The following is a 21,036-nucleotide window of genomic DNA, read 5'->3' as shown; positions in this document are numbered from 1 at the left end:
AGCGACGGTTCGCCGCTCAGCGTTCAGGGAACTCAGCGAAGGTGAGCGAGCGCAGCAGCGCGCAGGTCTTCGGCAAAGCCGGGCTGCGAGCTTGTGTAGCGTTCGGCGCGCTCGAGCAGACGGCGCGCGTCGCGGCGCGTGATCATCTGCTTTGCGCGCAGCCGCGCAGCGCCAAGCGCAAGCCGCAGAGGTGACGCGACAGCGACGCGGGGTTTGGATGTCGAGGTAGGTTTGGCGAGGGATGCAGTCATGATGAATCTCCAGATTGTGCTGCACTGCAGCATAGGGTAAACACTTAATTCTTGCTCGCCAGCAGAAGCTCCCATGATTGGCCTATGGCCTATGGCCTATGGCCTATGGTCATCCACGCGGCCTCACATAGTGCCTGGCGCGGGCGTCGGCGCAGAGCGGCCCGGCTTCATCACCGGCGTGGTTCATGGCGCTCGGCCCATCCCCACGGGGCTCCCCCCAGCGGGTTTTCTTGATGCCACACCGAAGCTCGAAACAAGTCCCGTCGCGATGGCCGGGCTTGTCGTTTCTGCAGCCGCAGACATGCCCGACCACCATTCCCATGCAGCCATTACATGAACGCCGGGCAACAAAAAGCCCGGAGGGTGAGTCCGGGCCAAGTGCTTGATTATGTTGGTTGCGGGGGCGCGCACAGGCATTTCCTACGCATGCACGTATACCGTTGTTCTCCCAGCACTGCCACGGAGAGCTCGCTCTTAAGAAGAAGCCGGACCCCTTGGGGTCCGGCGAATACGCCAAAATTGGCCTTCCTTGGTACTAATGCACCAACCCGCTACGGCTGGATACCGAGCCCGACGCCAGAGGTGGTGGAAGCTCCGCAACAATCACGTACCAAACTTCTTGAGTCGAGAAGATTGGTAGTAGAGACTCCCGTTCGTTGGCCAGAATATGAGCCAGGGACAGCATTTCTTGAGTCTGGCTTGCCACATCTACTGTGTCAGGCAGCCATGGCGGCTTGATTTCAACCAGCCAGCCTCCCAAAACCCCGGGGCGTTTCACTTCAGCGTCCGGAGCCGGCATCGAGCGGTGCAGTCGGCCCGCATTCGTCGCTGCGAGGTCCTGCGCGGCAAGCGCGCTCGCACACCGTGCCTGACAAACGCATGAACTGCAAGCCTCGGCAAGAGGTATTAGACTAGGGTTAACCCTAATTTAGGGTTGCCTTGGCTCCCCACAAGGGAGACGCATCATGAACAAACTCTTGGGCCAACTCAAGGCCATGTTTTCCGCCAGTCACGGCTCGCGCAACGGCGATGAAGCCTATCTCGAGCAAGCCACCGACATTTACGACCTGGAGCGGCGCATGAGCGAGATCGAACACCGTCAAGGTGGCGCTTTCTCAGCGAACATCGGTCCCCTTGGTGCACTCGCCAACCACTGGAGCGCGCTGTGGTAGCACCCGCCCTGCGGGCGAGCACAACACCGCGCATGGCAGACTCGGCGGGCACCGCCAGTCCCGTCGCCCCTCCGGGAGAGGATGTCGAGGTGCTTGCCGAGACCACAGCTCGACTCGAGCAAGAGCCCTTCGACGCTTTGCCTTCGCAGTGCGCCGATGCGGTGCGCGCTGACATGGTTCAGCGGTCGCTGCTGGCCGCAAGTCGATTCGAGCGCGAGTTGGCCGCCCTTGAGCAACTGATACTGGTCCCTTCGGCGCGCAAGCCCTGAAGACCACCAAGGGCGCGATGCCTTCGATCCGCGGAGTGCTCACTGGGGCATCACCAGCGTCTAATGGAGAATCTCGAAGTCCTGGAGGCCACGGCGGAAACCATGCTGCATTGCAATATTTGCTTGCGACTGGGGACACGTCGAAACAGCAGGTTCCGCGGCCTGGGTCTACATTGGTTCGCGTGAAAACTGTCGTTTGCCGGATTTCCTGGCAGCGATGGTGCGGCACAGCAATCCAGGAGGAAAGCATGACGATATATCGCAGCCTGCATGCCAGCATCTTGCCGGCACAGACACGTTTCAGTGAAGTCGATCTCGGCCGCCCTGCCCATGTCGACATGGACGCCCCAGCCACGGCGGTGATGACCGATCTGCGGCGCGTCAGCGCAGTCACCATCAGCCCGGACGCCACCGTGGACCTGGCGCAACAACGCATGATCCACGCCCGCGTGCGGCTGTTGCTGGTGGTGGATGCGAACGATGATGTGCTGGGGATCATCACCGCGCGCGACCTGCTCGGCGAAAAACCCATCCGCGTCGCGGTGAGCGATGGCACGCCGCGTGATGCGGTGCTGGTGGAACGGGTGATGGTGCCGCGCGAGCAGATTCAGGTGCTCGACTACAACGAGGTGCAGCATTCCAGCGTTGGCGATGTGGTGATGACCCTGCGCGCCAGTGGCCGCCAGCATGCTCTGGTGCTCGAGCGCGGCCATGTGCCGACCATCCGCGGCATTTTTTCGACCACGCAAATTGGCCGTCAGCTCGGCTTTCCGATCGAGCCGACCGAGCGCCCGCAGAGCTTCGCCGAGGTTGAGCACTTGCTGGCCGCGAGCTGAACCCATCGCCTTGGTGCCGGCCCCCGCTGGCGCCAAGTCCGAATGCGCCGAGGCGCACGCCCAGGCCGCTGGTCAGCCGCCTGCGCTGCCGGACGGGATGTTGGATTTCGGCTGTACATCCGCTCGGGCGACCGCCCCGGGACGACATCCGCTTGCGCATGCATTCGCCGGCTGCCCGCAGCGGCACAATAGCCAGTGCCTTCGGGTGCTTTGCGCCAGGTTCGGCGTCTGGCGGCCCACAGCTGGCCCGCCGATGGCCAACAAGCACGTCGTGCCCCGCTTGCCTCATTTCCCCTGCACCTTGCCAAGTCACTGCCATGCACGATCTCGGCCTCGAAGCCCGCCAATTCGTCCGCGCCCATCCCAACGGCGTGCTGTCCACCTTGTCGAAACGCCTCGGCGGCATGCCCTTCGGCTCGATCGCGCCGTTCATGCTCGACCACCAGGGTCGGCCGGTGATTTTGATTTCAACCCTGGCCGAGCACACCAAGAACCTGGACGCCGACCCGCGCGCCAGCATCATCGCCCACCCCTGCGCCGACGATGCGCAGGCGGCGGGGCGCGTCACCCTCGTCGGCCGTGCGAGCCGCCTGGCGGACAAGGATGCGCCGGGCTCGCGCTATCTGCGCTACCTGCCCGAGGCCGATGGCTACTTCGGCATGCACGATTTTTTCTTCTACCGCATCGAGGTGGAAGCGGTGCGCTTCATCGGCGGCTTCGGCAAGATCCACTGGATCGCTCCGGCCGATTTCGCCCCTCCGGCCAACAGCCTGGAGCAGGCCGAGCCCGGCATCCTCGCCCACATGAACGCTGACCATGTGCACAACCTGAGGGCCTACTGCGCCCATCTCCACGGCGTGCAGGCGCAGGAGGTAAGCATGGTCGGGGTGGACACCGACGGCTTCGACCTGCGCGCCGACGGCCGGCTGCTGCGCATCGATTTCGCCGCGCCGGTGCACAACGCGGGCGAGGTGCGCGAGGCGCTGGTGGCGCTGGCCCAGCAGTGCCGCGAACAGGCCTGACGCCAAGCGGCGCCCGAGCAAGCGCCTCAACAAGCCGGCAAACTCCAGGCACGGCCGCCTCGCGCAGCGCCCAGTTCCACTCAGCCTGGCTCCAAGGGCAACGTCATCCAGAAGCTGGCGCCTTGCCCCGGGGCTGACTGCACGCCCACGCTGCCGCCGTGCTTCTCCGCCACCAGACGCACGAAATACAGGCCCAGGCCGAAGCCGGCGGTGCGGCCGGGCTGCGTGCCCTGGGGCACATGGCGCTGAAAGAGTTGCGCCTGTTGCTGCGTATCCAGGCCCGGCCCGGCGTCGACCACCCACCAGCACGCCTGGCCCGCCATGGGCTCCAAACCGAGCACGACCACGGCGCCGCGGGCGCCGTGCAGCACAGCAGGTTGATGTCGCAACGCGTCGGCGCGCGGGTTCGCACGGGTCGGATGCCAGGGCCTGCGTGCGCGACGAGGCATCAGTTGGCCCCGGCCATCCCTTGTCCGCGCTGCGCGGCACGCCTGCTGCAGCCGATGCGCCGTCAGGCATGCGGCCTGGGCATCGCTGGCCTCGACCGCGGCACCACCCTCGGCCATGCGGCGCAGACCGTGGCGCAGTCGCAATTTGCCGGCGTGATGCGGCGCCACGGCGTCGTAGCAACTCACCGCCGCAGGCGCGTAAGCCACTAGGCTTGGGTTGGGCTGCGCAGCAATAGCGTGAACAGGCCCCAGGAACGCAGCCGCGTTCGGCGCGAGCAATGTCAGCAGCTTTTTACCGCCCGCCAACGGCGGTCAACGAGGGCATGCGGACAAGGCCCTGCCACTGGCTCTATGCTTGACGCCATGCCCGACATCGACCCCACCCTCGACGCCACCGCCCTGGCCGCGCTCATCGCACGCGGCGAGGTGAGCGCGACCGAAGTGCTCGATGCCGCACTGGCGCGGCTGGATGCGCTCAACCCGCGCATCAACGCCGTGGTGATGGACTGGCGTGAGCAGGCCCGCGCGCAACTTGGCACGCAACTCGCCCAGGGCCAGCACGGCCCCTTTGCCGGCGTGCCCTTCCTGCTCAAGGACCTGGGACAAGACGTCGCGGGCATGCCGTCCACCTGGGCTTCGCGCGCCCGCCGCGAGGTCCTGGCCAGCGCCACCAGCAGCGTGGCGCAGCGCTGGCAGGACGCCGGCTTGGTGGTGCTGGGCAAGACCAACTTGCCCGAGTTCGCGCTCAAGGCCGTGACCGAGCCGCTGCTGTTCGGCCCCTGCCGCAACCCCTGGAACCTGGATCACACGCCCGGCGGTTCGTCCGGCGGCGCGGCGGCGGCCGTGGCCGCGGGCATCGTGCCGGTGGCAGGTGCGTCCGATGGCGGCGGCTCCATCCGCATTCCCGCCGCCTATTGCGGCCTGTTCGGGCTCAAGCCCTCGCGCGGCCGGGTGAGCCATGCCCCGGCGGCCGACGAGGTTTGGGAAGGCGCCAGTTGCACCCATGTGCTCACCCGCAGCGTGCGCGACAGCGCCGCGCTGCTCGACGTGGTTGCCGGCGCCGAGCCGGGCGACCCTTACGCCGTGGCCGCGCCGCAACGGCTCTATGCGCTCGAAGTGGGCGCCGCACCGGGGCGTTTGCGCATCGGCTTCAGCGTGGCTTCGCCGCTGGGCGGCGCGGTGCACCCCGAGTGTGTCGCCGCGGTGGAACGCACCGCACATCTGCTGGAGTCGCTCGGCCACCGGGTCGAGCCCGCCGCACCGGCGATTGACGGCCTGGCGCTGGCGCAAAGCTATCTCGGCATCTACTTCGGCCATGTCGCCGCCGAGGTGCGGCGCTGCATCCGCGCGCATGGCGCGCGGCCGGCGGATTTCGAGCTCGACACCCGCGCCATCGCCGCCATCGGCGCCAGCCTGCCGGCCGCCGAATACGTCGCCCTGCACGCGCGCTGGAACGGTTTCGCCCGCGCCCTGGCCGCGTTCCATGCCAGCTACGACATGCTGCTCACCCCCACCACGGCGCAGCCGCCCGCGCGCATCGGCGAACTCGACACTCCCGCCAGCCAGCAGGCCGCGCTGCGCCTGGTGCTGGCCCTGGGCCTGGGCGGGCTGCTGCGCAAGACCGGCATCGTCGACGATCTGGCGCGGCAAAGCCTGGCGCGCACCCCCTTCACGCAACTGGCCAACCTCACCGGCGCACCGGCCATGTCGCTGCCGCTGCAGGTCGATGCGCAGGGCATGCCGGTCGGTGTGCAGTTCATCGCCCCCTGGGGGCGCGAAGACCTGCTGTTGCGCCTCGCCGCCCAGCTCGAAGCCGCCCAGCCCTGGGCGCAGCGCCGGCCTGATCTGACGGCTGTCCACACCGCCCCAGCCTCCCCGCCCTGATGGACGCCGCCTCCGCCAGATCAGCCAGATCGGCCGGGTCGGCCGGGTCGGCCTGAGCCGCATGGATGAGCAGGCGCTGCCACCGCCACCGCCACCGCCGACTCGGCTGCGCAGCCACTGCCTGCCGGAGGAGTAAGCCCCGCTCCGCAGAGTGAGCCCCGCGCTGCAGTGGTTGTGCCTGTCGCGCAGCACCAAGCCGGTGTTGGGCAACAATCCCTGGCCGCGCGCGCCACTTACACTCACAGTGTGCCCATGCATTCCACCCACGCTCGCGCCAACCTCTACGCCATCGGCGCCATCACCCTCTGGGCCCTGCTGGCCACGCTCGGCGTGCAACTCGCGCGTGTGCCGCCCTTCCTGCTCACCGGGCTGGCGCTCATCGTGGGCAGCGTGCCGGCCTGGCCTTTTTTCCGTCAATGGCGCCGGGTGCGGCCAGTGGCTCTGGCGCTCGGCGTCTACGGCCTGTTCGGCTTTCACTTCCTGCTGTTCATCGCGTTGCGGCATGCGCCCCCGGTGCAGGCCAATCTGGTGAATTACCTCTGGCCCCTGCTCATCGTCGTGTTGGCGCCGCTGCTGCTTCCGGGAACGAGGCTGCGGCCGGTGCACATCGGCGCGGCGGTCGTGGGTTTTGCCGGGGCTGCCGTTGCCATCGTCGGCGGGCGCGGGCTGCATGGCGGTTTCGCCTGGGGCTATGTGCCGGCCCTGGGCTCGGCCTGCATCTGGGCGACGTTTTCCCTGGGTAGCCGACGCCTGGCGCAGCAAGGGCGCGGTTTTCCCACGGCCGCCATCGGCCTGTTCGCGCTGCTGTCGGGTCTGCTGGCGCTGGCCTGCCACGCGGCGCTGGAGCCGGCCGTGAACCTCACGGTGCCGGAGCTGATGCGTATCGCCGTGCTCGGCCTGGGGCCGCTCGGCGCCGCGTTCTACCTGTGGGACCGCGCCCTCAAACTGGGTGACCCGCGCACCCTCGGCGTGCTCGGTTACCTCACCCCGCTGGCGTCCACCACGCTGCTGGTGTGGACCACCGGCCGACCGTTCACCTGGCCGCTCGGCCTGGCGGCGCTGCTCATCGTTGGCTCGGCCCTGGTGGCGGTGCGGGCGAAGACCTGAGAGTTCCCCCAGGCCGCTGCCTTGCAGCGACCGCGCCCGAAGGGGGCCAAACTTCGGGCTGCCGCGCGTTGTTTCAGGCCTGCCGCAATGGCAGGCGATGCCTGGGCTCGCGGGTATCGCGATGGCTTCATCCAGTTTTTAAATTCCACTTCACACGACTTGCTGGCTGCACGCGCTCATTGCACAAGCTCGAGCCTGATGCGATGCCGCCACGAATTGAACGCTCCGCGAACCAGGGGCGTCCATGGGGTGACGCTTCAAATTCGAGCCCGCCCAAGATTCGTACGGTCTATTCTCGCTCCCGTTGCTGCGTCAAGCTGTTGACAAGGCGCCACTGCATTTGTCAAAAATCCGTCTTTGATCAGGAGAATCGAATTTGTCTGATCCCATATCTTGGACAGCTTTGCTGCGTATCCTGGGCGGGCTGGCGCTTGTGCTGGTCTTTTTTTTCCTTGTTTTGCGAGGACTTAGGCGAGTGCAACCGGGATTTTCCGGAGCGAATGCCGAATTTCGCGTGATCGCGACCCTGGCACTTTCGCCGCGGGAACGACTTTTGCTGATACAGGTCGGCGAACAGCAATTGTTGGTGGGTTCGAGTCCACAGGGCCTGCGCTGTCTGCATGTGTTGCCGCAAGCGCTCAATGTACGAAAAACCGACGCCACCGTGGTTTTTTCGGACTGGTTGCGCAAAGCCACGGCAAGAGGCGAGCCCCAAGATCGAAGTCCATGAACCTGTCCATCCGCAAACTTTGCAACACCATCGTTCTGTTCGCCCTGTTGCTCCCGGCGTGGGCGCAGGCGCAGGGTTTGCCCGCGTTCACCAGCACACCCGCGGCGGGCGGTGGTACCGAGTACACCTTGAGCCTGCAGACCTTGTTGTTCATGACAGCGCTGGTGTTCCTGCCCGCCATGCTGCTGATGATGACCGCTTTCACCCGTATCGTCATCGTCATGTCGTTGCTCAAGCAGGCGCTTGGAACGACGACGGTTCCTCCCAGCCAGGTCATAGTCGGTTTGTCCTTGTTCCTCACCTTCTTCGTGATGAGCCCAGTGCTCAACAAGGTCAACGACGTGGCGATCAAGCCGCTGATGGACAACCAGATTTCCATGACCCAGGCGCTCGATGCCGGTTCGGCCCCGCTCAAGACTTTCATGCTGGGACAGACTCGCCAGGAGGATTTGGCCCTGTTCGTCAAGCTTTCCGGCCATAAGCCGCTGGCTTCTGCGGCCGAAACACCGATGGCGCTGTTGATTCCGGCCTTTGTCACCTCAGAGCTGAAAACGGCATTCCAGATCGGCTTCATCGTCTTCATTCCCTTTCTCATCATCGACATGGTGGTGGCGGCCGTGTTGATGTCGATGGGGATGATGATGCTGTCGCCCGTAACCGTGTCGTTTCCGCTCAAGCTCATGCTGTTCGTGCTGGTCAATGGCTGGGAGCTTGTGATCGGTTCACTGGTGCAGAGCTTCGTGCATTGAAGGAGCCAACATGACGCCGGAAGCCATCACCACCCTCGGTCAGCAGGCGCTTTGGATCATGTTTCTCATCTCTCTGCCCCTGCTCGGCGCAGCGTTGGTGGTGGGCCTGCTGGTGAGCCTGCTCCAAGCGGCGACCCAGCTCAACGAGATGACCCTGAGTTTCGTGCCGAAGATTTTGGCCATCGGGCTCGCCGCGGTGTTCGCTGGGCCGTGGATGTTGCATGTGCTGATGGACTTCACCATTCGCCTGTTCCAGAGTATTCCGCGCCTTCTGGGCTCATGATCGACTTCACCTCCATTCAGATCGAGACCTGGATCGGCGCCTTCTTCTGGCCCTTCCTGCGCGTGCTCGCCATGCTGTCGGTTGCCCCGGTATTCGGTGCCACGCAAATCCCCATTCAGGTCCGGGTCGGCCTCGCGGTGTTGATCGCCGTGGCGCTCGCCCCGGCGTTGCCAGCCATGCCGCCAGTGCAACTGGGAAGTGGTCTGGCTTGGATGCTGGTGGTCCAGCAATTGCTGGTGGGGGCAGTCATTGGCCTGGCCATGACTCTGATCCTCAGCGCCGTGCAACTGGCTGGCAGCATCATCGGGCTCCAGATGGGACTCGGTTTTTCGACGCTGTTCGATCCGGTCCAGGGTGTGCAGGTCACAACCCTGGCGAGTTTTCTCAATCTGCTGGCGATGTTGCTGTTCGTCTCGCTCAACGGCCATCTGCTGTTGCTGGCCGTGCTGGCGCGCAGCTTCGTCCTCATTCCAGTCGGGCCTGCGCTCGGCCTGGGGGCGGCCACCTGGCACGCGCTGGCGCTGGAGGGTTCTGCCCTGTTCAGTCTCGGCCTGGCGCTGGCGGCGCCAGTGCTGGGGGTGCTCATCATCGCCAACCTGGGGCTGGCCACCCTGAGCAAGCTGGCTCCGCAGCTCAATCTGTTCGCCATTGGTTTTCCGCTGTTCTTCGCACTGGGTTTCCTCGCTCTCTATCTGCTCATGCCGGTCATGCAAACGGTGGTTCGCCATCTGGTCGAAGTGGGCCTCGATCTGTCCACCCGCCTGCTGCTGCAGGCGGCTGCTCATCCTGTTTGAGCCATGGCTGACGAAAGCGCCCAAGACAAGGAATTACCTGCCTCACTCAAGCGCAAGCAACAGGCGCGGGACAAGGGGCAGGTGGCGCGCTCGCGCGACCTGACGTCGAGTCTCTTGTTGCTGGGCATCGCCGCAAGCGTGTTCTATGGTGGGAACTGGGTCTACCAGCAAGGCAGCACCATGCTGCAGACGGGGTTGACCATCCCCACCGTCGCCACCCGCGATCCTGCGCAGATGCTTCATTTTGTCGGCCATGTCGGCCTATCCGGGCTGGCGATACTCCTACCCATCGTGCTTCTGACCATGATGGCCAGTCTCGCAGGCAGCCTAGCTCTCGGGGGCTGGGTGTTCAGCGCGCAGGCCCTGGCGCCTGACTGGACGCGCCTTGACCCGGTGGCCGGCTTGCAACGCATGTTCTCAATCACTGGCCTGGGCGAATTGGGCAAGGCCGTGCTCAAGGTTCTGGTCATCGGCGTGCTGGCCAGCGTCGTGCTTTGGACCCAGCGAGGCCCGTTGTTGCAATTACTGCAGATAGAGCCGAGCCTGGCCCCGATGCAACTGGCGATTTTGTGTGGGCAAGCTTTCGTGTGGCTGGCGGCGGCCACGCTCGTCATCGCCGCGGTGGATGTTCCGTGGCAAATCCTGCAACTCAACCGCAAGCTCAAGATGTCACGTCAGGACATGCAGGATGAAATGCGAGAAAGTGAAGGCAACCCCCAGATCAAGCAGCGCATCCGCACCCTGCAGCGCGAGCGCGCCCGCAAACGCATGATGGCTGCAGTACCCAAAGCTGATGTGGTGGTGACCAACCCGAGCCACTATGCCGTCGCACTGGGCTACACCCAGGGGCGCAACCGGGCACCAGTGGTGCTGGCGCTGGGGGCTGGCCAGGTGGCCGCGCGCATCCGCGCACTGGCCGAAGAGCACGGCATTCCCGTCGTCGAGGCGCCCCCTCTGGCGCGTGCGCTGTATCGCTATGCGGATCTGGAACAGGAAATTCCGGTTGCGCTCTACAACGCCGTCGCGCTGCTGCTGGCCTACGTGTATCAATTGCGAGCGCTGCCGCAGCAGGCTGAACTGCCGCGCGATTGGGCCATTCCATCCGAACTCGATACCACCGCGGACACGGCCATGCCGGTGCATTGACCATGGCGACATCTTCCTCGTCTTCCTCGATGGCATCCTCGGCACTGCGCGCCCTGCGCCGGGCGGACTGGCGCGTGCTGGCCGCGCCGCTGTTGGTGGTGTTGATCCTGATGATGTTGGTGGTGCCGCTGCCCACCTTCCTGCTCGACCTGCTCTTCACCTTCAACATTGCGCTGTCGCTGGTGATCCTTCTGGTCACCCTGTACCTCACTCGGCCGCTGGACTTCGCCGCATTCCCGACAGCCATCTTGCTCACCACTTTGCTGCGCTTGTCGCTGAACGTGGCCGCGGCGCGGGTGATCCTGCTCCATGGACAAAACGGCACCGCAGCAGCGGGAGAGGTGATCGAGTCGTTCGGCCAGTTTGTCGTCGGCGGCAACTATGCGGTGGGCATCATCATCTTCGCCATCCTGGTGGTGATCAACTTCGTTGTGATCACCAAAGGTGCCGGACGCATCGCCGAGGTCAGCGCACGCTTCACCCTGGACGCCATGCCAGGCAAGCAGATGGCGATCGACGCTGATCTCAACGCCGGCCTGATCGACCAGGAAGAAGCGCGCAGGCGCCGCAGCGATGTCGCTCAGGAAGCCGATTTTTTCGGTGCGATGGACGGCGCCAGCAAATTCGTCCGCGGTGACGCGGTCGCCGCCATCCTCATTCTGTTCATCGATCTCATCGGCGGCCTGGTCATCGGCGTATTCATGCACAGTCTGAGCCTGAGCCAGGCGGCGCAGAACTACACCCTGCTGTCCATTGGCGACGCGTTGGTGGCGCAGATTCCCTCGCTGATCATCTCCATCGCCGCGGGCATCGTCATCAGCAATGTGTCGACCGGACAGGACGTTGGGCGCCAGCTCATTGCTCAACTGTTCAACCACCAGCATGTGCTGGCCATCGCCGCCGGCATGCTCGGCTTCATCGGCCTCGTTCCCGGCATGCCGCATCTGTCCTTTCTGCTCGCTTCCGCAGTGCTCGGCGGCATCTTGTGGCTGCGCGGGAAGCGGGAACGCCAGGCGGCCGCCACTGCCGCTGCGGCGCCGCCGCCGGCCGCTGCAGCCGAACCCGAGGACGTGAGCTGGGCACAGATCGAGCCTGTGGACTTGCTCGCGCTGGATGTGGGCTATCGCCTCATCGCCCTGGTCGACCGTAACCAGGGCGGTGAATTGCTCGGCCGCATACGTGGCGTGCGCAAAAAATTCGCACAGGAACTCGGCTTTCTCGTTTCGCCCGTGCACATCCGCGACAACCTCGAGCTGCGTCCCGGCGGCTACCGCATTGCGCTGAAAGGCGTTGAAGTAGGGGCGGGCGAAGTGTTTCCCGACATGCTCATGGCGATCAATCCGGGCCAGGCCATGGGTACGCTGCAGGGACAGGCCGCGACCGACCCGGCCTTCGGCCTGCCCGCGGTGTGGATTGCCGCCGGCCAGCGTGACCAGGCCCAATCGCTGGGCTACACGGTGGTCGATCCGAGCACCGTGATCGCCACGCATCTGAATCACCTGCTGCAGACGCACGCGGCCGAACTGCTTGGGCGCGAAGAGGTGGAAGGGCTGCTGGCGCATTTGTCAACGCGCTCCCCCAAGCTGGTGGAAGATCTGGTGCCCAAGCTCATCTCCCCGGATCGCCTGCGCAAGGTGTTGCAGAACCTCCTGACCGAGGGTGTTCCCATTCGCGACATGCGCACCATCGCCGAAGTGCTGGCCGAGAACGCCGCACAGGTGCAGGATGCCGACGAACTCACCGCCCGTGTGCGCCAGGCGCTCGGCTCCTTCATTGTTCAAACCCTATCGGCGTCGCAAGCAGAGCTGTCGGCAGCCGTGCTCGATGGCCAGCTCGAGCAGATTCTGTTGTCCAGCCTGCGCGCCGACCCGGCCCAAGCCGCCATCGAACCCGGCCTGGCGCAGCGGCTGATGGAGCGGGCGCGCGAGTTGATGCAGCGCATGGAAGCCCAGGGCGCGAGCCCCGTGCTGCTGACGGTCGCCCCCCTGCGCCAGTTCCTCGCCCGTTTGCTGGCACGCACCGCACCGCGCCTGCGGGTGTTGTCGTATGCCGAAGTGCCGGACCGGAAACAGGTCAAGATCATCTCCACCCTCGGAGCCTAAGCCGTGAAAATCAAGCGATTCACCGGAACCAACACTCGCGAAGTGCTCGCACGGATCCGCAATGATCTCGGGCCTGACGCGGTCATCCTGTCGAACCGCGAGATCGTCGGCGGCGTGGAACTCATGGCAGCGGTGGATTTCGACGCCAACCAGATTCAGGCCGAGGCCGCCAGCGCCGACCCGGCCGCACCTGAGACCACGACCGCAGCGACGTCGCGCGGGCTACAGCCCGGCTCCGGGTCGCCCGCAGCAGCGCTGCGGCAAACGCAAGCCGGCTCGCCGCTCGCCAGCCCCCAGGCGGCTGCGGCACGTTCTGCAAACGCTGCGCCACCGCTGCAGCGCGCAGCAGCGCCAGTTCACCATCAAGTACCCACGGCCGCGGTTGCGCCACGCGTGACAACCGTGCCGCCGCCCATGTCGAAGGCCGCGCCCCAGGCGGCGACCCATCCGGCACCTCAGGCTTCAGCGACTTCTCCAGGATCGGCGTCAGATGCGCGAAGTGCTGCGCAGCCCGCCTGGTCGGGCGAGATTCGTGAATTGCGAGACGAAGTCCAGGAGCTGCGCCAATGGGTGCTGTCTTCCGTCGCCAAGGGTGGGCCGCAAGCCGGCGAACCTGCCATTTCGCCGCTGGTCGCGCGTTTGCAGGGGCTGGGTTTTTCGCTCTCCAGCGCGCGCGCCATGGCGGGTGGCGGCGCCGACCTTCCGGCCGCTCTCACGACTTACCTGCAAGGGCTGGACATGCCCTCTGAGCCGCTCGCTGAAGACGGCATCTACGCTCTTGTGGGCGCAACCGGCGTGGGCAAGACCACCACCATCGCCAAGCTGGCGGCGCGTCTGGTGCTGCGTCACGGTACGGCTGCGGTGGCGCTCATCACCACCGACACCTACCGCATTGGCGGCGTCGAGCAGCTCAAGATCTACGGCCGCATCCTCGGCGTGCCAGTCGCAGTGGCGCGCGATGCCGCCGAACTCGAGCAACATCTGCAGGAGTTCGCCGACCGGCGTTTCGTGCTCATCGACACCATCGGCCTGAGTCCGCGTGACGCACGCCTGGCCGAGCAGATGCAGTGGTTGCAGGCCTGCGGTGAACGCATCACCCGCTTGCTTCTGATCAACGCCGGCATGAGCCAGGGTTTTTATGCCGAACTCTGGAAGCTCTACCAGCACCTGCCCGTGGCGGCTTGCATCTTGACCAAGCTGGACGAAACGCCTGCGTTTGGCGCCGCGCTGCAATGGTTGGTTGAGCAGGGCCTGCCGCTCTGGTTCTACACCGACGGCCAGCGAGTGCCGGAAGATCTGCACGCACCCGCGCTCGCTAAGATTGCCGCTTTGCTGCAAAGCGATAGAGCCGAGCATCACACCCTGGCGCCAGCCGGCCAAGAGCCCGCACGCGCCGCTTCCAGCCGTTGAGGACATGACCATGGACCAAGCCGAAGGACTGCGCCGCCTGCACCGCCCGGCCACCAAGGTCATCACCGTGGCCAGTGGCAAGGGCGGCGTGGGAAAGACCAATGTCGTGGCCAATCTGGCCATCAGCCTGGCCAAGGCCGGCAGCCGCGTGATGGTGTTTGACGCCGACCTCGGTCTCGGCAATATCGACATCTTGCTGGGCCTGACGCCGCGCCACAACATTTCGCACGTGCTATCGGGGGAAAAAACACTGGAGCAGGTGCTGGTGCGCGGGCCGCACGACATTTGGGTGTTGCCGGCATCCAGCGGCGTCAGCAGCATGGCCGCCTTGGATGCACAAAGCCAGTCGCGCCTGATTGACGCCGTCAGCAGCCTGGAGCTGCCGCTGGACTATCTGTTGGTGGACTGCGCCGCCGGCATCTCGGGCGACGTGCTCACGTTCAGCCGCGCCGCGCAGGACCTCATCGTCGTGCTGTCCAACGAGCCAGCCTCCGTGGCCGATGCCTATGCCCTCATCAAGGTGCTGTCCAAGCAGTATGGGCAGCGTCGTTTCCACCTGCTGCCGAATATGGTGCGCGACGCGCGCGAAGGCCAGTCGCTGTTCGCCAAGATCGTCGGCGTGACCGACCGTTATCTCGACGTCTCGCTTGACCTGGTCGGCAGTATCCCGCTCGACCCTGCCTTGCGTGCCGCGGTGCGCGCGCAGCGCGCCGTGGTCGAGTCAGCGCCGCAGAGTCCCGCCGCCGCCGCCTTTGCCCTGCTGGCATCGCGGGTGCGCACATGGCCCGTGCCCAAGGGGTCGAGCGGGCAGCTTGAATTCTTCATGGCGCAGTGGCTGCAGGCCGAGCAACCCGCCGCGCCCGCCTGACGCCAGTCCATCTGCATCGCGCCCGCCCAGTCGATGACCCCCGTCTCGTATACCCCGGCCGAACCTCGCGAGGAGCGCCTCGCGCGCCATCTGCCGATGGTGCGGCGCATCGCCGGACAAATGGCGGCGCAACTGCCAGCCTCGGTGGACATCGCCGACCTGGAGCAGGCTGGCATGATCGGTCTGTGGGACGCGTTGGAAAGGGGGGACGAGCAATCGCCGGCCCAGTTCGGCGCCTACGCCGCCATCCGCATCCGCGGCGCCATTTACGACGAGTTGCGGCGCCAGGATTGGCTGCCGCGCCGCAGCCGCACGCAGGAGCGCTCCATCCAGAAAACCATTCAGGCGCTCACCCAGCGCCTGCGACGCCCCCCGGAGGACGTCGAAATCGCCGCCCACCTGGGTTGGACGCTGGCGGACTACCACGCTGTGCTGGCGCAGAGCAGCCTGCAACTCGTCTACCTTGAAGACATGGCGTCCGGCGAAGGCCTGGATTTCACGGAACGCCATGCCGACACTTCCATTGCCCAGCCCGATGTAGCCTTGCAGGACGAGCAGCTCGAACGCGATCTGCAGGGCGCCATCCAGGAACTGCCCGAGCGCGAGCGCCTCATCCTCTCGCTGTACTACCAGGAAGATTTGCAGCTCAAGGAAATCGGCCAGGTGCTGGAGGTGAGTGAGTCTCGCGTGAGCCAGCTCATGAAACAGGCCGTCATGCGCCTGCGCGCCAGTTTGCAAGCGCACGGCGCCGCCCCGGCGCGCTGATCGCTCAAACCCCATACGCACAGCAGGCCCAGCTTCTCACTGCCCATGGACATCCTGAGTCTCGTCGGTCTCGTCGTCGCGCTGGGTTCCATCTTGCTGGGGCAGTTGCTCGAAGGCGGCCATATCGCGTCCATCATTCAGCCCACGGCCTTTCTCATCGTCATTGGCGGGACCACGGGTGCGGTCATGCTGCAGTATCCGCTGGTCGTGTTCATGCGTTCGCTCAAAATGCTGCCTTGGGTCATCAAACCGCCCGCGCTCGATCCGCAAGCCGCCATCCGCATGATGCTGCAATGGAGCGACACGGCGCGCAAGAACGGCCTGCTCTCGCTCGAAGCCTTGGTCGACGATGTGCCTGATCCTTTCACGCGCAAAGGACTGCAGATGCTGGTGGACGGCACCGATCCGGTCAAGATCCGCACCACCCTGGAGCAGGAGATCGGCGCGGTGGAGCATCACGACAGCCAGGCCGCCAAGGTGCTCGAATCCGCCGGCGGCTACGCCCCCACCGTGGGCATTCTCGGGGCAGTCCTCGGGCTCATCCACGTGATGGAAAACCTGGCCGACCCCAGCAAGCTGGGCGAGGGCATCGCCGTGGCTTTCGTTGCCACCATCTATGGCGTGGGCTCGGCCAATTTGTTTTTTTTGCCGGTTGCCAACAAGATGAAAGGCATCGTGCATGCGCGCGCTAAATTGCAAGAGTTGATCGTCGACGGTCTGGTGTCGATCGCCGAGGGTGAGAATCCACGCATCATCGAGGGCCGCCTGCAAAGCTATTTCGCACACTGAAGGCGGCGAGCCGAAGCCGGCCGGTCAGGGAGATGAACCATGAGCCAGAGCGATGACGATTCCAATCCGATCGGGCCGGTCGAGCCTTACGCGCCGATCAAACCCGTGAGTGACCAGCCCGGAGGTCAACCCCGAAGCCAACCCGGTAGCCAGCGCCGACAGCCCAAGCCAAGCAAATCGCCAAGCGGCACCGACAAGCCCCCGGAGCCGGCGCCACCAACCAGCCCTGGCGGTTCGCGGGGAGGACAGATCGACGAATTGGCCTGACCCTGGTTAAGCTTCGATGGACCTCGATTGATCTGACCGACTCCCCCACGATCCCCGCCGACACGCATCATGGTCAATCTCCTGCTAGTGCTCGCCGCGCTCATCATCTTGCTGCAAATCGGCCTCATGTCCATGGTGCGCAAGCTCATCCAGCAACTCGACCACGAGCGCAGACGCATCACGATGCTGGAGGATCAAGTGGCCTCGGGCCCGGGAGGAGCAGAAGCTCCACGGGCTGATGCACAAGGAAACTCGAATTCATGGTTGCGCAATCCATCCGGCAGCTTCCAGCTTGTGCCCGAAGTTCCCCAGCCGGTCGCGTCGTCCACAGCGCCGGCACCCATGCGGCAAGCTGATCTCGCCCCACCACCCGAGGATTTCCTCGACACCGTGGGCGAAGCCCGGATTCCGGCAGCTCAGCCCCAAGCTCGAGCAGCACCAACCCAGGCTGAATTGCGTACGCAAATGCTCGATCTGATGCAGCAACTCGTGGGACAAGGCATGTCGGTGCGGGAGATCGCTGCGCGCTGCGGGCTCAGCGAGGCCGAGGCTGAGTTGATGCTCAGCCTGCAGGGAACCCAGCGGTGAGCAGCGCCTCGGTTCCGCCCGCCGGTCTGCCGCTTGCACAGGCGGACGGTACGGCTTTCAGTGCCCGCGCCGCGTCGCAGCCTGGCAGCCAGGCAGTGCCACTGGCCCTGCCCCCTGGCGCGCGCGTGGTGGCCGAGGTGGTGCGGACGCAGACCGGCGGCGAGGTCTTGCTCCGTTTGGGCCAGACCTTGCTGGCCGCGACGCTGCCCGGCGGCCACACCGTTGGACAACAACTCTCGCTGGTGGTGCTGAGCGAACCAGGGGCACAACCGCTGTTGTTGTTGGCTCCTCCGGGCAATCCGGTTTCTTCGCAGGCTCAGCTATCAGCCACGGCGCTGCTACTCGGGCGTTTGCAGCAGCCGCCACAAGGCGCTGTCTTGCAGCCGACCGCCCCCGTTTGGGCGCAGCCCAGCGCTGGCAGCACCGCGCAACTAGCCATGGCCCTGGGGCGGAGCATCAAGGCCAGTGGTCTGTTCTACGAAAGCCACCTCGCTGCCTGGGCACAGGGCCAGCTTCCCATGCCCGAGTTGCTGAGCGAGCCGCAGGGCCGGCTTTCGCCCGTACTCGATGGGTTGGCCCAGAAGCCCGCAGGCGCGACCGCCCGGCCCCCATCTGTTCCGGGCGCCACGCCGCCTGTTGCAGCCGAGACGGCCCAAGGGCCATTCGGGCGGACGGGACCATTCGCTCCACCGTTGACGCAAGCCGGGCGGAGCGTCGCGCCCGGGCTGACGCAAGCCACTTCGGGCCAGCCCCAAGTGGCAATGCCCACTGCTGATGGGGGTTCGCCACAGTCGGTCCGGCAGGCGCTGGACGCCTACGCCGGCATGCAGGCCCAGCCATTGCTGATGCAAACGGCGAGCGCCGATTTGCCGGCGCAGTTGCAAGGCCTGGTGCAGCAGCAACTGGCAACCCTGATGCATGGCTCGGTCATGTGGGCAGGGTCGATCTGGCCGGGGCAGGATCTGCAGTGGACGATCGAGCCGGACGACGCACATCGTCAGCCAGTGTCGGAGCCTGCGCAAAGTGGCTGGACTTCGGTGCTCAAGCTCGATCTTCCTCGCCTCGGCGCGCTACGCGCGACCCTGCATATTGGCGCCGATCGGCATCTGCGCGTAAGCGTGGAGCATGCCGAGCAAGCGGCAAGTCTGCTGGCGCCGCAGCGCGAAACCTTTCGCCAGGCCCTGCAGGACGCCGGCTTGCAACTCGACGCGTTGACTCTGCACACCCGGCCTGCGGCATGAAGTCGACACACCAGCCCAAGGGGGAGTCCCTGAGGGGTTCCCAAGACGAGCAGCGCGAAGGGCGCATGCTGAATCCGGCTTCGGTTCCATCCATGGCCACCACGCCGCTGCGCGAGGCCGTTGCCCTGCGTTACGAGTCGCATGAGGGCACCGCTCCGCAGGTGCTGGCCAAGGGGCGCGGGTTGATGGCCGAGGCCATCATCACCCGTGCACGCGAGGCCGGGGTCTACGTGCACGAATCGCCGCAACTCGTGCAATTGCTCATGGCCGTCGATCTGGACGCGCATATTCCACCCGCGCTCTACCTCGCGGTGGCCGAATTGCTCGCCTGGTTGTGGCGCATTGAGCATGAAACCGCTGCTGGTCCGGGGCAAGAAGACTCTGCCCCTGTCCGGCAAGCGTAACTGCTTATATGGATGCCTCCCGGCGGTCAAGCGCAATCGGCGTTGCGATGTGAAGCTGTCGGCTGCTGCCTTATATCCGGCCTCGATCGCGGGTCACCTGGTTGCCCAGTGTGGCTCGCCGGCCCCGATGCAATTCGCGGACAAGCGCCTCATCTCCACGACGGACTGTTGAAGTCCTGGCAGTTTGTCAGGCTTGGCTTGTCCCGGTCCGACCGGTTTCGCATCACATTGCTTCTTGCTGCCTCATCGCCTTCAACAACAAGTTCTTCCTCTCGACAGGTTGATCGACGAGCAGTCGGTCAGGCCGATTGCGGTCTCACGCCCTGGTAGCCCCTCTGATCCTCCTGCTGCCTGGCCGTAACGGCCCAGATCGTTCGCGCCGTCTTGGCCGCCTGCGCCACGACAACGACGTTAGCTGGCCGCCGTGCACGCAGAGCCTCAAGCCAGGGCCCCGGTTCTTTGGCGCGTGTAAGCACCGCTCTCGCTCCATGCACCAGCAACGTTCGCAGGTAGCTGTCGCCGCGCTTGGAAATCCCCTGCAGACGCACCTTGCCGCCGGAGCCCCACTGCCGCGGCACCAGCCCCAGCCAAGCGCAGAACTCGCGCGCTGACCTGAAGGCGCTGGCCTGGCCCATTGTGGCGATTGCTGCCGTGGCTGTCAGCAGGCCCACGCCCGGGATCTCGGCAATGCGCCGCATGTCCAGGTCGTCACGCAGTTGCAGGCTCAGCCGCTGCTCGATTGCGGCAATGTCCTCGCTCAGCGCCTTGATGCGCGCCACCTGCTCGCGCAGACTGTCGGCCACCATCTGCGGCAGCTTGTTCCTCAGTGCATCCAACGCCGACTCGACCTCGCCCAGCAACGCCTTCTTGCCTTTGGCGAAGACTGCGCCGAACTCATAGAGCAACCCGCGCAGCGCGTTGAGCTGCATGGTGCGCATCTTCACCAGCAGCTCACGCTGGCGGTGCAGCGTCAACGTGGCCTGCTGCGCCAGCGACTTCATGCCCACGAATTTCGTGCCCGGCTGCTGTACGGCCAGCCAGATTGCCCGCGCATCGGTGGCATCGGTCTTGTTGCCCGAGACGAACGGCCGCACGGCCTGCGCGTGCAGCAGGCGCACCTCGTGGCCAAGCACGCGCAGCTCGCGTGCCCAGTGATGCGCGCCGCCGCACGCTTCGATGCCGATCAGGCACGGGCGATGGTTGGCGAAGTGTTCCAGCACCTTGCCGCGCTTGATCTGGACGTTGCTCAGTTCTCCTGTGGCCATATGTCCACCGTATGCAACTGAAACACCCGCTTGGCGATGTCCAGGCCCACGACCCGCAGCCCATTCATCGTGCCGATGATTTGCCCCGCGCCGACTCCAGTCCTACGATTCATTTCGGGCCTCCGATGGTGTTGGTGAAGACCTGTGGTCTATCACGTTCTGGGCACATCGATGCCGTATCCACTCGGGGCCCACCCGCCGATGCAGCGGGCGATCCCCGACGCTGATCCGGTCAACTCCGTGCCCCTGCCTCGATCCCCGTGGGGAGGCATCCATCACATCTCCAATAACCTGCTCTCAGGGAGTGCTGACAACAAAATGTCCAATACGACATCACCCGTTCAGATCGCGGATCTGGCGCGGGCCACGCTCAAGCGTCTGACCGAATCGCGCCTGCCGCCAACGCCGGAGAACTATGGCCGCGTCTATGCAGAGATTGCGCACGGCGCGCCGCAGTCGGCGCCGGCACTCGACGCGGACTCGACGTTCGGGCGGTCTGCACGATTCCCTGCCGCAGCGGCCGGGCGCTGAAGCAATGGGCTGCACTACCCAGCCGGCAGGCAGCCAAGGGCAATGGCGGCGAGCCGACAATCCAGGAAGCCCCGGCAGACGCGCCGTGGCGTCAGCTTTGGGGCCAGAGCCTGA

At 65.5% G+C, this 21,036-nt stretch carries 22 protein-coding genes and 1 pseudogene; 20 read left to right on the top strand and 3 right to left on the bottom strand.

Translation table 11 applies throughout. The features are described 5' to 3' along the window. Positions 1–32: 32 nt before the first annotated feature. Positions 33–251 carry a hypothetical protein gene (locus THIX_RS22830; RefSeq protein WP_146748423.1) on the bottom strand — a complete coding sequence of 73 codons (219 nt, stop codon included), beginning with the start codon at positions 249–251 and terminating at the stop codon, positions 33–35. 965 nt (positions 252–1,216) lie between these two features. Here THIX_RS22830 and THIX_RS01020 point away from each other — a divergent pair. The 4 genes from THIX_RS01020 (at position 1,217) to THIX_RS01005 (ending at position 3,550) form a co-directional block, all read left to right on the top strand. Then, the gene (locus tag THIX_RS01020; protein WP_112484481.1) at positions 1,217–1,423 is read left to right on the top strand and encodes a DUF3563 family protein; all 207 of its coding nucleotides are present in this window, start codon (positions 1,217–1,219) and stop codon (positions 1,421–1,423) included. Beyond that, on the top strand, positions 1,417–1,692 hold the full coding sequence (locus THIX_RS01015; protein ID WP_158540767.1) for a hypothetical protein: 276 nt from the start codon (positions 1,417–1,419) through the stop codon (positions 1,690–1,692). Before THIX_RS01020 ends, THIX_RS01015 begins: the two co-directional genes overlap by 7 nt. A 248-nt stretch (positions 1,693–1,940) precedes the next feature. Continuing rightward, on the top strand, positions 1,941–2,528 hold the full coding sequence (locus tag THIX_RS01010) for a CBS domain-containing protein (RefSeq protein ID WP_112484479.1): 588 nt from the start codon (positions 1,941–1,943) through the stop codon (positions 2,526–2,528). Positions 2,529–2,845: 317 nt separating this feature from the next. Then, complete coding sequence (locus THIX_RS01005; RefSeq protein ID WP_112484478.1) at positions 2,846–3,550, top strand: HugZ family protein; 705 nt, start codon at positions 2,846–2,848, stop codon at positions 3,548–3,550. An 80-nt stretch (positions 3,551–3,630) separates the two neighbouring features. Here the strand turns inward: THIX_RS01005 and THIX_RS01000 are convergent, their stop codons facing one another. After that, positions 3,631–4,206: a sensor histidine kinase KdpD gene (locus tag THIX_RS01000; RefSeq protein ID WP_112484477.1), complete on the bottom strand. Its 576-nt coding sequence runs from the start codon at positions 4,204–4,206 to the stop codon at positions 3,631–3,633. 156 nt (positions 4,207–4,362) lie between these two features. On the opposite strand from THIX_RS01000, the gene THIX_RS00995 reads away from it, so the two are divergent. The 15 genes from THIX_RS00995 (at position 4,363) to THIX_RS00925 (ending at position 19,126) form a co-directional block, all read left to right on the top strand. Next, the gene (locus tag THIX_RS00995; RefSeq protein WP_112488035.1) at positions 4,363–5,883 is read left to right on the top strand and encodes an amidase; all 1,521 of its coding nucleotides are present in this window, start codon (positions 4,363–4,365) and stop codon (positions 5,881–5,883) included. Positions 5,884–6,135: 252 nt separating this feature from the next. Then, the gene (locus THIX_RS00990; RefSeq protein WP_112484476.1) at positions 6,136–6,990 is read left to right on the top strand and encodes a DMT family transporter; all 855 of its coding nucleotides are present in this window, start codon (positions 6,136–6,138) and stop codon (positions 6,988–6,990) included. 403 nt (positions 6,991–7,393) lie between these two features. Next, the gene (fliO, locus tag THIX_RS00985) at positions 7,394–7,720 is read left to right on the top strand and encodes a flagellar biosynthetic protein FliO (RefSeq protein ID WP_233224331.1); all 327 of its coding nucleotides are present in this window, start codon (positions 7,394–7,396) and stop codon (positions 7,718–7,720) included. Then, complete coding sequence (gene fliP, locus THIX_RS00980) at positions 7,717–8,469, top strand: flagellar type III secretion system pore protein FliP (protein WP_112484474.1); 753 nt, start codon at positions 7,717–7,719, stop codon at positions 8,467–8,469. The genes fliO and fliP overlap by 4 nt, the downstream gene beginning before the upstream one ends. A 10-nt stretch (positions 8,470–8,479) precedes the next feature. Beyond that, positions 8,480–8,752 carry a flagellar biosynthesis protein FliQ gene (gene fliQ / locus THIX_RS00975; RefSeq protein WP_112484473.1) on the top strand — a complete coding sequence of 91 codons (273 nt, stop codon included), beginning with the start codon at positions 8,480–8,482 and terminating at the stop codon, positions 8,750–8,752. Continuing rightward, a complete protein-coding gene (gene fliR / locus THIX_RS00970) occupies positions 8,749–9,546 on the top strand; it encodes a flagellar biosynthetic protein FliR (RefSeq protein ID WP_112484472.1) in 798 nt (265 codons plus the stop codon). Before fliQ ends, fliR begins: the two co-directional genes overlap by 4 nt. Positions 9,547–9,549: 3 nt before the next feature. Continuing rightward, entirely contained in the window at positions 9,550–10,692 is a 1,143-nt protein-coding gene (gene flhB / locus THIX_RS00965) for a flagellar biosynthesis protein FlhB (RefSeq protein WP_112484471.1), read from the top strand. 2 nt (positions 10,693–10,694) lie between these two features. After that, the gene (flhA, locus tag THIX_RS00960; RefSeq protein ID WP_112484470.1) at positions 10,695–12,794 is read left to right on the top strand and encodes a flagellar biosynthesis protein FlhA; all 2,100 of its coding nucleotides are present in this window, start codon (positions 10,695–10,697) and stop codon (positions 12,792–12,794) included. 3 nt (positions 12,795–12,797) lie between these two features. After that, complete coding sequence (gene flhF, locus THIX_RS00955) at positions 12,798–14,204, top strand: flagellar biosynthesis protein FlhF (protein WP_112484469.1); 1,407 nt, start codon at positions 12,798–12,800, stop codon at positions 14,202–14,204. 10 nt (positions 14,205–14,214) lie between these two features. After that, positions 14,215–15,072: a MinD/ParA family protein gene (locus THIX_RS00950; RefSeq protein WP_112488034.1), complete on the top strand. Its 858-nt coding sequence runs from the start codon at positions 14,215–14,217 to the stop codon at positions 15,070–15,072. 33 nt (positions 15,073–15,105) lie between these two features. Continuing rightward, on the top strand, positions 15,106–15,837 hold the full coding sequence (gene fliA / locus THIX_RS00945; protein WP_112484468.1) for an RNA polymerase sigma factor FliA: 732 nt from the start codon (positions 15,106–15,108) through the stop codon (positions 15,835–15,837). A gap of 45 nt (positions 15,838–15,882) precedes the next feature. Then, positions 15,883–16,626 carry a flagellar motor protein gene (locus THIX_RS00940; protein ID WP_112484467.1) on the top strand — a complete coding sequence of 248 codons (744 nt, stop codon included), beginning with the start codon at positions 15,883–15,885 and terminating at the stop codon, positions 16,624–16,626. 336 nt (positions 16,627–16,962) lie between these two features. Then, entirely contained in the window at positions 16,963–17,481 is a 519-nt protein-coding gene (locus THIX_RS00935; RefSeq protein WP_112484466.1) for a DUF2802 domain-containing protein, read from the top strand. Continuing rightward, positions 17,478–18,722, top strand: a complete 1,245-nt coding sequence (locus tag THIX_RS00930) for a flagellar hook-length control protein FliK (protein ID WP_112484465.1) — start codon at positions 17,478–17,480, stop codon at positions 18,720–18,722. The genes THIX_RS00935 and THIX_RS00930 overlap by 4 nt, the downstream gene beginning before the upstream one ends. A gap of 92 nt (positions 18,723–18,814) precedes the next feature. Further along, on the top strand, positions 18,815–19,126 hold the full coding sequence (locus THIX_RS00925) for an EscU/YscU/HrcU family type III secretion system export apparatus switch protein (protein ID WP_112488033.1): 312 nt from the start codon (positions 18,815–18,817) through the stop codon (positions 19,124–19,126). A gap of 299 nt (positions 19,127–19,425) precedes the next feature. Here THIX_RS00925 and THIX_RS00920 read toward each other — a convergent pair. Continuing rightward, positions 19,426–20,459: pseudogene (locus THIX_RS00920) on the bottom strand (IS110 family transposase). Between the two features lie 250 nt (positions 20,460–20,709). On the opposite strand from THIX_RS00920, the gene THIX_RS23900 reads away from it, so the two are divergent. Next, complete coding sequence (locus tag THIX_RS23900) at positions 20,710–20,922, top strand: hypothetical protein (RefSeq protein ID WP_233224330.1); 213 nt, start codon at positions 20,710–20,712, stop codon at positions 20,920–20,922. Positions 20,923–21,036 lie beyond the last annotated feature (114 nt).

Origin of the sequence: Thiomonas sp. X19 (assembly GCF_900089495.1) — a bacterium.
In the GTDB taxonomy this organism is placed as follows: domain Bacteria; phylum Pseudomonadota; class Gammaproteobacteria; order Burkholderiales; family Burkholderiaceae_C; genus Thiomonas_A.
Note: the sequence above shows the minus strand (reverse complement) of the source record. Positions and strands in the feature narration are given on the sequence as shown.